Here is a 12,991-nt window from a genome sequence, read left to right as displayed (position 1 = left end):
TGCGCGATGCGCTTGTTGCGCGCCTGGCCACCGTAGCCGCCCTCCGGTCGCTCGTGCCCGGTTATGCCGCCGGGGCCTGGCCCTGGACCTGGCGGGCCACGGTGAAGCGGGCCTCGGCCATCGCCCCGTTGACGGTCACCGTGAGCGTCCCGGCACCGGGCCTCAGGCCCGTGAGGCGGCCCGTCGCCGGGTCGTACGCCGCGACGTGCCAGGGCATGGCGCGGTCGGGGTCGCCGACGTACACGGTCGGCGAGCCGCTCCAGTCCGCGCTCATCGGGAAGCCGACCGGCACCTCACGCCCACCGGCGCCCTCGCCCTGGAGCACCGTCGCCACGACGTCGGTGTCCTGCCCTGCGGGCAGCGCCGCCGGGGCGGTGAGCGTCAGGCCGTCGACGTGCGCCCTGGTCTGGACGGAGACCCAGTCGGGGCCGCCGTTCCACGGCTGCCAACGGGCCGCTGCCTGCTGCGCCCGCGACACCCGGTCGACGCCGACCAGCGACCATCCGGTGAAGCCGCCCCGGTCCGCGGGAGTGGCGGGGTTCTTCCCGGAGTTGCCGTTGATCAGGTACGGAACGCCGTCCACGTGCTCGGCGTGGAACGTGCCGACGTGGCTGCCGATGAGCCCCGCACCCTTGCCCGTCGTGCGGCGGAAGTCGGCGAGCCAGTTCTCCAGCACGGCGGCCTCCTTCCGGTCGCCCAGCTGACTGCCCTTCTGCGGTGTGGGGTCGCGCGGCGGCACGTGCTGGACGACCATCACCGAGCCGATCCCCGGGTCCGCCGCGGCCAGGTCCAGCTGCCGGCGCAGCTCCTTGATCTGCGCGAAGCCTCCTCCCCGCAGCCGGAGACTGGAGGTGTCGAGGGTGACGAAGCGGGTGCCGTCGTGGTCGAACGTCCGCTGTGCGGGGCCGAATTCGGCCACGAAGTTGTCGATCTTCCCACCCATGACCTCGTGGTTGCCCGGCACGTAGTACCAGGGCAGGTCGTCGCCCAGCTCCTCCTCCAGGATCCTGCGGGCGAAGGCGAGGTCCTCGGGCGACCCCTCGTCGACCAGGTCGCCGTTGATGAGCAGGAAGTCCGGGCGGGCGGCCTTGATCTCCCGCAGGGTTCGCCGGGCCTGGGCGACGATCGGGCTGCCGGGGCTGCGGGCGACGAACTGCGCGTCCGACATCACCGCGAACCGCCAGTCGCGGCCCTCGACCTTCGCCGCCGGGTCGACGAGCGGGTCACGGTGGGCCGGCTCGGCCGGCAGCTCGACGGCCGGCGGGACCTTCGCGGTCAGGTCGTCGATGACGATCTTTCCGGTGTACGAGCGGGCGGCCCCGGTCTCCGCGAGGTAGAAGCGGTAGCCGGTCAGGGGGTACGAGACGCCGGCGGGGACGGCGAACTCGACGTACTTCCAGCCGGTCCAGGTCACATAGGGCCCGCGCAGCAACTGGTCGGAGCCCGCCGAGTCCTTCAGGTGCAGGGTCGGCCAGGCGCCGTTGCCGTCACCCTTGATCCACAGCCCGAACGACTGCGGCTGGCCGTCGACGGGTATCTGCTGCCCCGGCGGATTGGCGTACGCGGCGCGGGTGGCGGTGGACTGGGTGAAGTCGTAGGCGATCTCCAGGCCGGTGCCGGTGTGCCCGTCGGCCGTCGGCGCGACCGAGCCGGAGGCGCGGGCCGCCGTGAACGTCCAGCGGTCGGCGTCGTCGAAGGACGCCTCCTGCTGCTCGGCCAGACCGACGGTGACAGCGAGCACCGTGCTCCTGCCGGCCACGGTCGCCCTGACCTGACCGGCCGCGGGCTGCGTGGTGCGCGCCTTGACGGTGAAGCCGCCCTCGGCGTCCGGCGTGATGTCGAAGAGGCCACGGTCGTAGTCGAGCCTCACGTCGGTCGGCTCGATGGGGGCGCTCGTGCCGTGTGCGTCGAGGCCGACGATGCCGAAGCGCCCGGACGCCTGCGCGTCGGCGAGGCCGACCCGCCGGGCGGACGGCGTGATCCGGTCCAGCTCGTCGATGACGGTCAACCGGACGCTGCCGCGGGCGCTTCCGCGCTGTGCCGTCACCGTGGTGCTGCCGCTGTGCCGCGCCGTGAACACACCGTCCGGCCCGGCACGTCCGACCAGGGGGTTCTCGGCGTACCAGCGCGGCGCCCCAGCCGCAGGACCGTACGTCTCGTCGTATCCGGCCGCGGTGAGGCGGCGGGTGAGTCCGGGGAAGACGCGCTCGGGGTGGCCGCCCCTGACCGGGTCGACGGTGGGTGCGGAGCCGGGGTTCACGGCCGTCTCGACCCAGTAGCCCTTGAGCTTCCCGCTGCCGTCGGGGGCGGTGAAGGCCAGACCGTTGGGGACGGTCCGCTCGGTGCCGTCCGAGGGGCTGTTCTCCACCTGCGTCGTGTCGCTGCCCGGCTCGCGGGCGACGAGCGTCGAGGAACCGCCGCCGTCGAGGTTGATGGCGTTGTGTGCGCCGGCGCGGTGCATCATCAGGGCGAGCTCGGTGAGGGTGGTGCCACCGGAGTCGGCCTGGCGGCCGTCCACGCTGAGGATGTGCATCCGGCTGCCGTCCTGCGAGAAGCCGACGGCGGTGCGTGGGGCCGCGGTGTTGTTGCCGCCGCCCTCGTGGTTGACCGGCTTGCCGTCGACGACGAGGAGTTCGTTGGCGCCGATGGCGGTGTGCGGCGCGTCGCCGGTGTCGGCGCGCGGGCGGTACTCCAGGGCGACCGGGTCGCCGACGGCCAGCTGGGCGAGTGCGTCGGCCCCGGCGTCGCGGCCGACCAGCACGGTTGTGCCGGCCGGTATCGGCCCCTTGCCGGGCGCGGCGGCCGGGGTGGCCACCTTGCCGTCCACGACGGTCACTTCTGCGGTGCGCTGCGCTCCGTCGACGGTGAGGGCGCGGTCCGCCTCGCCCCACTGGGCGTTGTAGGCGCCGACGCCGCCCGCCGGAACATTGGCCGCGTTGAGCGCGGCGAGCGAGCGGGTCCCGGCGGGAAGGGTCAGCGTCCCGTCGAAGTACAGCTGGAGGATGCGGCCGGCGTCGGCCGGGCCGATGCCGATGGCCCGGTGATAACCATTCGCGGGGGAGTTGACGAGCTGTCCGTCGTCGACGGCGACACCGCTCGGAGCCCCAGTCTGGTTGATGTCGAAGAAGTCACCGTTGATCGCGGCCACGGTGCGCCGCCCCGGTCCGGGATCGTGCTCGGCGGCGAGCTGCGACACGGTCTTCCGGGCGGCGACCCTGCCCGGGTAGAGGTAGTCGACCTTCGTGCCACCTGTGAGGTCGACGGAGAGCGCGTCGACCCGCAGCCACTTGTCGGACTCCAGCCGGTCGTACGAGGTCAACTCGACGCCCGGGGCGAGGGGACGGGTGGTCCGGGCGGTCTCGAGCCCGTCGCCGTCCGCGACGGAGAAGCTCCCGAAGCCCCCGCCCGGGCCGCCGTCGTCCGCGTTGCTCGCTCCGGGCGGCGAAACGGCCCGCAGCATCTCGGCTGCGGACCGTGGAAGCGGCTCGGGCGGCGGTACGGTCCCGGCGGCGGCCGGCCCGGCGGCGCCCAGCGCCAGGGCCGAACACGCCGCCACGACGACCGCGGGTCTTGCGAGTCCAGGAAATAGCACGGCAACTCCGGTGAAGGCGGACAGGGTGCGCGCCTGCCGCGCACTCATCGGCGATTCAGGATCGCCATGCCTGTGACGGCTTACCAGAGGGCGTCGGCGACGTCGGGAAGAACACCTGGTCTCGACCAGTTCACTCGGCCCGGACCTGGGACGCATGGCTCGTCGTGATGGCCTGTACATGTGGCGGAGAATATGACGCTTCGTCACTTTATCGCGCAATGGCTGACGTTGCGCCAGGGATGGCACTCCGCATGCGGTCAGGCCAACCGCGGGATCCGGTGACCGCTCGGCCAATCCGGTGGGAACACAGGGCGAAGCAGTCCCGCGTCGGGCGCCCGGACGCGCCGGCCGGGCTCGCGGTCCACGATCCCGCTCGTCCTCGAGGCGGAGGCACACGGCGACCCGGCAACGAATGCGGCGACCGGCAGCGCGAGTTCGGCCTCAGTGCCGACGGCACGCGGACGGAGGACGGCGTCTCCGGAGGGTCCGGGCCTCCGGCCGAGGCCCGGTTCGTGCGGACCCGGCCCTGCCCGTCCCGTTCACCCGACCGTCGGATCCGGAGGCCCGGGGCACCGACCTGGGCCTCCGGATCGGCCCGTCACCCCGCCGCGTCGCCGTCCCACAGCTCGGTAGTGTGTGCGCTCACCAGGGCGCCGATCCGGGCCAGGACCTCGTCGGCGGGCAGGGCGTCCAGACGCCGTCCGTCGCGCAGGCGTACGGCGACGTGATCGTGCGCGGCCTCCTTGGCGCCGATGACCGCCTGGTAGGGGACGAGCCGTGCGGCGCGGACACGGGCGGCCAGGGTGCCCTGGTCCGGTGCGGCGAGCTCCGCGCGCAGCCCCTGGTCGACACAGCGGCGCACCAGCCGGGCCGCCTGGTCCAACTGCCCGTCGGAGACCGGGAGCACGACCAGTTGGGTGGGGGCCAGCCAGGCGGGGAAGGCGCCGCAGTGGACCTCGATGAGGTGCGCGACGGCCCGCTCCACGCTGCCGATGATGCTGCGGTGGACCATGACCGGCCGGTGTCGGGCACCGTCGGGGCCGATGTAGTCAAGATCGAACTGCTCGGGCTGGTGGAAGTCGATCTGGACGGTGGACAGGGTGGTCTCACGGCCCGCGCTGTCGGCGATCTGGACGTCGATCTTGGGGCCGTAGAACGCCGCCTCCCCTTCGACGGCCTCGTAGGCCACGCCCGAACGGTCGAGGACGTCGGTGAGCAGCGCGCAGGACCGCTGCCACATCCCCGGGTCGGCGACGTACTTGCCTCCGGGACCGGGCAGCGACAGCCGGTAGCGGACAGGGCGGACGCCCAGGGCCTCGTAGGCGCGGCGGATCAGCTCCAGCGCCGCCCGTGCCTCGTCGGCCGCCTGGCCCAGGGTGCAGAAGATGTGCGCGTCGTTGAGCTGGATGGCCCGTACGCGGGTCAGTCCGCCGAGCACGCCGGACAGCTCGGAGCGGTACATACCGCCCAGCTCGGCCATCCGCAACGGCAGTTCGCGGTGGCTGTGGGACCGGGAGCGGTAGATCAGCGCATGGTGGGGGCACAGGCTCGGCCGCAGGACGACCTGTTCGCCTCCGAGGTCCATCGGGGGGAACATGTCGTCGCTGTAGTGGGACCAGTGGCCGGAGATCTCGTACAGCTCACGTTTGCCCAGCACGGGCGAGTACACGTGCCGATAGCCCGCCCGGCGCTCGGCGCCGCGGATGTACTCCTCCAGGGCGTGCCGCACGGCCGCGCCGTCGGGGAGCCAGTACGGCAGCCCCGCGCCCATCAGCGGATCGGTGTCGAACAGGTCCAGTTCACGGCCGAGCTTGCGGTGGTCGGGCATCGTGGTCTCCTCGCGGACGTCGGCTCGGGACGGATGACCACACGGCAAAGCCCCGGGGCACTCGCCCCGGGGCTTCGGACAGAACAGCTGTCAGCGCGCCGGGACACTCTCCGGCGTCGTCGTCATGCTCACAGCAGCGCGCTTCATGCCGGCCACCGTACCGCCGTGCCCGAGCCGCGGGCGATCGGATTTCCGGTGCGGCCGCGCCTGGTCGGGCGGGTGGGCCCCTCGGGTGAACCCACAGTCCGGCGCCACGGCCCCGCAGTACGGCCCCGCAGTCCCTCCGGGCTGCGGGGCCGTCGTTGTCGGGTCGAACGGTCGGGCGGTCAGGCGCTGGCCGTCGCGCACTTGCCACGGTCCGCCTTCATCGGCCCTGCGGCGGAAGGCCGGACCTCGAAGTCGAACATGGCGGTGGGTACGTAAAGCGAGCAGCAGGCGTTGGGGATGTCGACGATGCCGCTGATGCGTCCCTCTATGGGCGAGGAGCCGAGCAGCAGGTAGGCCTGCTCTCCGCTGTAGCCGAACTTCTTGAAGAACTCGACGGCGTTGAGGCAGGCCCGGCGGTAGGCCAGCGTCGCGTCAAGGTAGTAGTTCGTGTCCGTGTCGTGGTCGACGGAGATCCCGATGAAGGTGAGGAACTCCGTGTACCTCGGCTCGACGTTGCCCGGAATGAACACGGGGTTGGTGGAGATGCCGTACGTCTCCATGCCGCCCTTGATCAGGTCGACGTGGAAGTCGATGAAGCCGCCCATCTCGATGGCGCCGCAGAAGGTGATCTCTCCGTCGCCCTGGCTGAAGTGCAGGTCGCCTCCGGAGAGCTTGGCGTCCTTGACGTGTACGGGGTAGAAGACCCGCGAACCGCGCGTGAAGTTCTTGATGTCGTGGTTGCCTCCGTTCTCGCGGGCCGGCACCGTGCGTGCGCCTTCAGCGGCGATGCGCTTGGCGAGGTCCCCGGTGGCCGTGCCGGCGAGTGCGTTGGTGCTGTCCGGCGGTACGGCGAGTGGCGGGACCCGGTTCGGGTCGGTGTCGATCAGCGCCTGCTCGCGGGTGTTCCAGCGGCCGAGCATCTCGGCGGACGGGGCTGTTCCGAACAGCCCGGGGTGGGTGATCCCGGTGAAGCGGATCCCGGGAAGGTGCCGGGAGACCGCCTGCTGTCCGTGGAAGTCCCATATCGCCTTGTAGGCGTCGGGGAAATAGTCGGTCAGGAAGCCGCCGCCGTTGGCCTTGGCGAAGATGCCGGTGTAGCCCCAGCCCTGGCCGGCCGCGTCGCCGGTCTGCTGCGGCACGGGGCCGAGGTCGAGTATGTCGACGACGAGCAGGTCGCCGGGTTCGGCGCCCTCCACGCCTATCGGACCGCTGAGCATGTGAGGGATGGTCAGGTCGATGTCGCGTACGTCGTTGGCGGTGTCGTTGTTGCCGACCTGGCAGTCGGTCCAGTCGCGGCATTCCATGCGGAACTCCGCTCCCGGCTTCACCATGGCGACGGTGGGGACGTCCGGGTGCCACCTGTTGTGTCCGGGAACGTCCTGGTCACGCATCGACTTGCTGTGGTCCACATGGAAGATTTCTTCGGGCATAACAGCTCCTCATTTTCGGATCAGGTCACGTGGGTGCGCCCACGCTTCCGGCCGGCGGGGCCGCTGGGGCCGGCTGCCGCGAACTCCGGGTGAGCGGCCACAACGCCGCGAATACCACCACGCCGAACACCGCCAGTGCGATGGCGATTTCGGTGGGAGTCACCCAGTAACCGGAGAGCAGCAGCGCCGCGGGAATCACGCCCGTGACCCAGCCCTGGATCGCCGTGACCCAGCCCGTGTAGATCCTGAGACTGTCCATCTTGAGGCCGAGCAGGAGGAAGAACAGGAACCACAGGAATGCCCAGTAGAGCCAGATGACCCCGAACGCGTAGTCCTGGAAGAGCCGGAAATTGACGAACGAGTATCCCAGGGCCGTAACCGCCACGAACAGCGAGTAGTAGCCGACGCCGGTGCTGTCGATATCGGCGAGGAGGCCCACGCCTACATACAAGTAGGTGAAGCCGAACAGATAGATGCCGGATGCCGCCAGGATCCCTGCGGGATCTCCGGCGGCGACAAAGATGAGGTAAGTCGGCGTCAGCACCTGCAGTGCACCGACGAAAAGGTTGAACACCGCCGCCGCTTTGGCGTCGACCTTCCCGAGCAGCAGCATTCCGTTGATGAAGAGCACCGCACCGACAAAGAGCAGTCCCACGTTGCCCACGGGACGCACCTCCTCAGCCCGCGAGGGGCCGGAATCGTCGTAACCCGCCTGGAGACGTTCAGCCTTGTCGACCACCGCCCTCAGGGTCTTGGCAGCCGCGAGAGCGCGGGGTGCGGGCGCCGTGGCACCGCCCTGCGTGGCGGCACTTCGGAAACCACCGCCGGGGCATCACGGGACTGTTCCTCCCGTTCGTGGAGGGCAGCGACCGTGTGCGAACTCTGCGTGAACCCGGGCGAGGTGTACACACGTCTCGCAGTACCTGCGCAGACAGGGCAGCCGTGAACGGTGGGCGCTGTTCCGATGGCCAACTTCACGTCGAAAGGTCCACAGCTACTGCATAGATATTCATAGGTTGCCATCAGCAGCCTCCGGATGCCGGTGGACGCTGGCCAACCCGAGTATGTGCGACGCGCCCCGATCGGCGCACGCCACAGTGCATTTCCTCTTTCAAGGAGACGTCTCGTACATCCACGTGTCAAGTGCCGGACGGTCCGGGCCGGCCCTTGCCGGAACCCTTGCCGGCACTCACGCGGGGGCCCTGTCCGAACGACCCCACGGCGAGCCCCGCCGCTGCCGCCGCCGGACCGACCACGAGGCTCGACGCGGCGTACAGCACGGCTTTTTCGGTCTGCACTTTCCGGCTCAGGAGGATCAACTCGTAACTGAACGTGGAAAACGGGGTGCATGCGCCGCAGAAGCCGACGCCGACAATGGTCACGACCTGTTTCCGGCAGCCCGTGCCGTGCGCCGAGGCCCACGAGGAGCCCGAGCACGAACGAGCCGGTGACGTTGATCAGCCACGTGCCGCGCTGGAAGTCGCCGGGGCTTCGGTACTGCACGTCCTGGTCGAGCACGTAGCGCGCAACTGCCCCGAGCGCGGCCGCCGCACCGACGACGGCGAGCAGAGTGATCACCGCATCCACCGCCCGTGCCGGTGTGCCGCCCGTGCCGGTGTGCGGGGCAGCGTCGCGTGGCGAGCCGTGCCCGCCGCGCCGCCGACCGCCTGCGACGGCCGGGCCGAGCACGGTGGCGGCCGGTCCGGCGAGGAGACTGCCGAGGACGTTGAACGCCGCGGTCGCGTAATGGCCGTGGCCCAGCAGGCGATCGGTGTCGACCATCCGGGTCGAGAAGGCGGTGAAGGAGCCGAGGAACCCGACGCCGGCGAACGGCCGCACGTACCGGGTCGGCGGCCGGATCTCGAGCACGCTCACGAGCGGCAGCGCCGGCAGGAACGAACCGGACACGTTGATGGCGAACGTCGTCAACGGGAACGCCGTCCCGGGCCTGGGAAAAGCCAACTCCAGGGCGTAACGGGCCGAGCCGCCCAGGAGCCCTCCGAGCGCGATCATCGCCAGGACATCCCGCTCAGACGCGAGCGGAACGGCTCGATCGGCGGTCTCATGGATATAGCGGCATTCCTATCCGCTCGCACACCTCCCCCATTATTGCCGGGGATTGCAGCTCCGACGCCTGCTCGACTAAAATTCAAGATCATCGGCGCCTGTCCGGTTCACCGGTGCCCTGCCGGTTCGACCGGAGCAGTGGCCCCACCGATGGAGGACGGCCATGGCAAAGATCCTTGCGGTGCTCTATCCGGATCCCGTGGGCGGTTATCCACCCGAGTACGCCCGCGACGAGATTCCCACCATCACCGGCTATCCGGGCGGTCAGACCGCACCGACCCCGCAAGCCATCGATTTCACTCCGGGACAGCTCCTCGGCTGCGTCTCCGGAGAACTGGGGCTGCGCCGCTTCCTGGAGGAGCGGGGCCATACCTTTGTCGTCACGTCCGACAAGGAAGGCGCGGACTCCACCCTGGACCGCGAGCTTCCCGACGCCGACGTCGTCATCTCGCAGCCCTTCTGGCCCGCTTATCTGACCCCCGAACGGATCGCCGCGTCTCCGCAGCTCAAACTCGCGATCACGGCCGGGATCGGATCGGACCACGTCGACCTGCCGAGCGCCATCTCCCACGGCATGACCGTGGCGGAAGTGACCTACAGCAACAGCATCAGCGTGTCCGAGCACACCGTCATGCAGATTCTCACCCTGGTGCACAACTACATGCCCGCCCATGAGTGGGTGACCGCCAAGAAGGGCTGGAACATCGCGGACAGCGTGACGCGCGCCTACGACATCGAAGGCATGGACGTCGGCGTCCTCGGCTCCGGCCGCATCGGCCAGGCGGTACTGCGCCGCCTCAAGCCGTTCGGCGTCACCCTGCACTACTGCGACGTGCACCGGCTGCCCAAGGAGGTCGAGGAGGAGCTCGAGCTGACCCATCATCCCGACGTCCGCGCGCTGGCCTCCTCGGTCGACGTGCTGTCGATCCACACCCCGCTGCATCCCCAGACGCAGAACCTCTTCGACGAAGAGCTGATCGGGGCCATGAAGCGAGGCTCGTACATCGTCAACACGGCACGCGCCCTCATCGTCGACCGCGACGCCGTGGTCCAGGCCCTCAACAGCGGCCAACTGGCCGGTTACGCCGGTGACGTCTGGTATCCGCAGCCGCCACCGCCCGACCATCCCTGGCGGACCATGCCGTACGAGGCGATGACGCCGCACGTGTCCGGTACGACCCTCTCGGCGCAGGCCCGCTACGCGGCCGGCACCCGGGAGATCCTGGAGTGCTGGCTCGACGGGCGCCCCATTCGCCCGGAGTACCTGATCGTCGACGGCGGCGGACTCGCCGGGACGGGAGCGCGCTCCTACACGGTCGCGGGATAACGAATAACGACCGGCGGACGAATCGACAGAAGATCCGGGAATATCCACCGGAAGATCCAGCAGAAGGCACGGCAGATGACCCGGCAGAAGACCGGGCATGAGATCCACCGCCCTGCTGTGAGCGCACTCACGCCGAAATTGCTGGACGGGCGACGAGAGAAACCTTTAGCGTCCGTAATTAGTTTTTGTTTTCCTTATGCGGAGGCACCCGCGCCGCGCATACTGTTTCGCAAGAAAAGACCAAGGTGAAGGCCGGGAAGGTGGATCTGTGAGCAGCATGGACGCCGTGTGGGTACGGGGCGTGAACGGCATTCAGATGCATCACGTGACCGACCTTCAGGATGCAGGCCGGTTTCTGGGCAACGCAGTCATGGCGCTGCGGGCCGCACACGTGAGGACCGGCGCCGACCGGTACGCCGGCATCGCCTCCGAGCTCAGGAGCCTGGTGCAGCGGGTGCGGGAGCTGGAGGACGAGGCGCGGTCGAGCATGCACGACCTGCACTCCACCGACCCCGAGCGGTTCGCCCGCTGCCGGGACGGTCACGAGCCGTGGCCCGGTGAGATCCCGGCGGGCTTCATCCCGCGCCACACCTGCAAGGACGAGTGCCTCTACCACGATCGCGAGGTCCTCGAGGCGATCATGCAGTGCACCTGCGGCCGGCCGCCGTGCCGGGCGTGCGAGATCGGCGGAAAGCTCTGAGAAGCTCGCGGCCGCCTGCTTGAGAAGAGGAACGTGAGAAGAGGGAGCCCCTGGCCGGGGGCTCGCTCTCCACGACTGACGCGAACATACGGTCGACGCCACGGCCGCACAGCCGGTAATCCGCGCGGCCCGGAGCCGACGGGTGGCGAACAGTGCGTATCCGCGCGACGGAGCCGCGTAACTCCTGGCCTCCCGCGTGGGCGACGACACGGGCCGGCGTGACCGGGCAAACGGCCCGTCCCCGACAGTGGCATCGGGGCGGACGTGCCCGGCCCGCCCACCCGGTCCTGCCCGCGGACACGCCGTCGCCGACCCGGTGCGGGGCGGCGTCACGGAGGCCTGTCAGGCTGCACTCGGGGCGGTGAGCGGGGAGTATCGGTGAGTGAGGGCGCCGCGAGCCGGGCCCTCACGCCGCACGGCGTGCCCCGAGCCCCGACAACTGCTCCGCCTGACCGCACCGGCCCGTCGGCACGGCTGTCGTCGCAGGAAGGGATTCCCCCATGAAACTGCCTACTGAGCGTGGTCGAGGCTCCGCCGTCCACGGCGCGGGCCCTGCGCCGTGGACGGTGAGCGCTGCCGACGTCGGCATGCTCCTGCTGCGGCTGGCGGTGGGCGTGATCCTGGCCGGCCACGGTGCCCAGAAGCTGTTCGGCTGGTTCGGGGGGCCGGGCCTGGACGCCACTGCCGGGGGCTTCGCGAAGCTCGGCTACGAGCCCGGCCTCTTCTTCGCCGGCCTGGCGGGAGCCTCCGAGTTCCTCGGCGGTCTGGGCCTCGCCGTCGGACTGCTCACTCCGCTCGCCGCGGCAGCCTCGATCGGCGTCATGATCAACGCCATGTCGGTCGCCACCGACATGTCGCTGTGGTCCGCGGCCGGACCGGCCTTCGCCTACCCCATGGTCCTGGCCGTCGCCGCCCTCACCATCGCCGCTGTGGGCCCGGGACGCCTCTCGCTCGACGCGCCCTTCCCCTGGCGGGACGGCGGATGGCTCCCGGCTGCGGTCGCCCTGGGCCTCGGTGTCGTCGCGGCCGTGATCGTCCTGGCGCTGTAGCCGGCCTCTCGGCGTACGTCCCCCGGCGCGAGCGCCGCTGCCCGTCCGGGACGCCGGGTACGTGGTCGAGTCGGGGCGCTCGCCCCGAGGGTTCGTGGACCTCGGGCCGGCGACCCACAGCGCGGATCGCGGTCAGGCGAGGGAAGCCCAGCTCTTCCAGTACGTCGCATCCCCGGCCGGGACGCGGTTGGCGAAGGTGCCGGTGCCGGTGCCCGCGTTGAGCCAGAGGCGGTTGGAGGTGTCGCGGGAGACGAGGTCGTTCCTGCCGTCGCCGTTGAAGTCTCCGGCGCCGATGACGTCCTTGCAGGAGCCGCCCCACGGACGCGTACAGATACAGAGACACGTACGGACGCATACAGAGGCGAGGCGCCCCGTCACTCCTCGATCAGGAGCGGGAAGGAGTGGTGCTCGTGCGCCACGACCCAGCGCCCGCCCTCCTTGCGCAGCCCGATGGTCAGGCGCAGCCGGTTGTCCGGATCCTCCCGCAGCTCCTGCTCGGTCCCACAGCGCAGGAGCGCGTGGGCGAAGGCCACGTCATCGCCCGCCGTGACGTCGAGCGAGACGATCTCGAACGAGGCGCCCTGCCGCTGCCACAGGAAGAACGGCGGCCAGGTGTCGCGGTAGCGGTCGATGCCCCGTACCCCGTCGTTGGGCGGCGGCACGTCGAACATCACGATGTCGTCGGCATGATCGACGAGGACACCGTCGATGTCACCCTCGTGCACCGCCTTCGCCCAGCGCTCGACGAGCGCCCTGATCTCCCTCTCGTCGTCGGCCATGACCGCGTCCCTTCATCGGTGCCGCGCCGTGCGGCGGATGTGTGCGGATATGTATAGCGGATGCGCATAAGT

The 12,991-nt window shown here is 70.3% G+C and carries 11 protein-coding genes and 1 pseudogene; 3 read left to right on the top strand and 9 right to left on the bottom strand.

From position 1 onward, the window contains the following. Positions 1–61: 61 nt before the first annotated feature. The 7 genes and pseudogenes from ABT078_RS16475 to ABT078_RS16445 form a co-directional block, all read right to left on the bottom strand. Positions 62–3,640: a phosphodiester glycosidase family protein gene (locus tag ABT078_RS16475; RefSeq protein ID WP_351228149.1), complete on the bottom strand. Its 3,579-nt coding sequence runs from the start codon at positions 3,638–3,640 to the stop codon at positions 62–64. A gap of 550 nt (positions 3,641–4,190) precedes the next feature. Next, positions 4,191–5,468: a threonine--tRNA ligase gene (thrS, locus tag ABT078_RS16470; RefSeq protein WP_351228147.1), complete on the bottom strand. Its 1,278-nt coding sequence runs from the start codon at positions 5,466–5,468 to the stop codon at positions 4,191–4,193. 278 nt (positions 5,469–5,746) lie between these two features. Further along, the gene (fmdA, locus tag ABT078_RS16465; protein ID WP_351228145.1) at positions 5,747–6,997 is read right to left on the bottom strand and encodes a formamidase; all 1,251 of its coding nucleotides are present in this window, start codon (positions 6,995–6,997) and stop codon (positions 5,747–5,749) included. A gap of 25 nt (positions 6,998–7,022) precedes the next feature. Further along, positions 7,023–7,661 (bottom strand): AmiS/UreI family transporter, encoded by a 639-nt coding sequence (locus ABT078_RS16460; protein ID WP_351228240.1) that lies wholly within the window; start codon positions 7,659–7,661, stop codon positions 7,023–7,025. An 80-nt stretch (positions 7,662–7,741) separates the two neighbouring features. Then, a complete protein-coding gene (locus tag ABT078_RS16455) occupies positions 7,742–8,020 on the bottom strand; it encodes an FmdB family zinc ribbon protein (RefSeq protein ID WP_351228238.1) in 279 nt (92 codons plus the stop codon). 116 nt (positions 8,021–8,136) lie between these two features. After that, positions 8,137–8,379, bottom strand: a complete 243-nt coding sequence (locus ABT078_RS16450) for a FluC/FEX family fluoride channel (protein ID WP_351228143.1) — start codon at positions 8,377–8,379, stop codon at positions 8,137–8,139. 358 nt (positions 8,380–8,737) lie between these two features. Next, a pseudogene (locus tag ABT078_RS16445) lies at positions 8,738–9,010 on the bottom strand (FluC/FEX family fluoride channel); the annotation flags it as partial. 217 nt (positions 9,011–9,227) lie between these two features. Here ABT078_RS16445 and ABT078_RS16440 point away from each other — a divergent pair. From ABT078_RS16440 to ABT078_RS16430, 3 genes are all read left to right on the top strand, one after another. Continuing rightward, positions 9,228–10,391, top strand: coding sequence for an NAD-dependent formate dehydrogenase (locus ABT078_RS16440; RefSeq protein WP_351228141.1), 1,164 nt, complete (start codon positions 9,228–9,230; stop codon positions 10,389–10,391). 277 nt (positions 10,392–10,668) lie between these two features. Further along, complete coding sequence (locus ABT078_RS16435; protein WP_351228236.1) at positions 10,669–11,091, top strand: hypothetical protein; 423 nt, start codon at positions 10,669–10,671, stop codon at positions 11,089–11,091. Positions 11,092–11,591: 500 nt separating this feature from the next. Further along, positions 11,592–12,140 carry a DoxX family protein gene (locus ABT078_RS16430; protein WP_351228139.1) on the top strand — a complete coding sequence of 183 codons (549 nt, stop codon included), beginning with the start codon at positions 11,592–11,594 and terminating at the stop codon, positions 12,138–12,140. A gap of 132 nt (positions 12,141–12,272) precedes the next feature. On the opposite strand, the gene ABT078_RS16425 is transcribed toward ABT078_RS16430, so the two are convergent. Both ABT078_RS16425 and ABT078_RS16420 read right to left on the bottom strand, forming a co-directional pair. Continuing rightward, the gene (locus ABT078_RS16425) at positions 12,273–12,518 is read right to left on the bottom strand and encodes an FG-GAP repeat domain-containing protein (RefSeq protein WP_351228137.1); all 246 of its coding nucleotides are present in this window, start codon (positions 12,516–12,518) and stop codon (positions 12,273–12,275) included. Then, positions 12,515–12,919, bottom strand: coding sequence for a YybH family protein (locus ABT078_RS16420; RefSeq protein WP_351228135.1), 405 nt, complete (start codon positions 12,917–12,919; stop codon positions 12,515–12,517). The genes ABT078_RS16425 and ABT078_RS16420 overlap by 4 nt, the downstream gene beginning before the upstream one ends. Positions 12,920–12,991 lie beyond the last annotated feature (72 nt).

It is taken from the genome of Streptomyces sp. NPDC002133, from assembly GCF_040296405.1.
Classification (GTDB): Bacteria; Actinomycetota; Actinomycetes; order Streptomycetales; family Streptomycetaceae; genus Streptomyces.
The sequence above is the reverse complement of the archived record's forward strand: the minus strand, read 5'-3'. Positions and strand labels throughout refer to the sequence as shown.

Bases quoted from the DNA above. Each gene is read 5' to 3' on its own strand.
- ABT078_RS16475 (WP_351228149.1), bottom strand. From the start codon at position 3,640: ATGAGTGCGCGGCAGGCGCGCACCCTGTCCGCCTTCACCGGAGTTGCC.
- fmdA (WP_351228145.1), bottom strand. From the start codon at position 6,997: ATGCCCGAAGAAATCTTCCATGTGGACCACAGCAAGTCGATGCGTGAC.
- ABT078_RS16455 (WP_351228238.1), bottom strand. From the start codon at position 8,020: ATGGCAACCTATGAATATCTATGCAGTAGCTGTGGACCTTTCGACGTG.
- ABT078_RS16440 (WP_351228141.1), top strand. From the start codon at position 9,228: ATGGCAAAGATCCTTGCGGTGCTCTATCCGGATCCCGTGGGCGGTTAT.
- ABT078_RS16435 (WP_351228236.1), top strand. From the start codon at position 10,669: ATGGACGCCGTGTGGGTACGGGGCGTGAACGGCATTCAGATGCATCAC.
- ABT078_RS16430 (WP_351228139.1), top strand. From the start codon at position 11,592: ATGAAACTGCCTACTGAGCGTGGTCGAGGCTCCGCCGTCCACGGCGCG.
- ABT078_RS16420 (WP_351228135.1), bottom strand. From the start codon at position 12,919: ATGGCCGACGACGAGAGGGAGATCAGGGCGCTCGTCGAGCGCTGGGCG.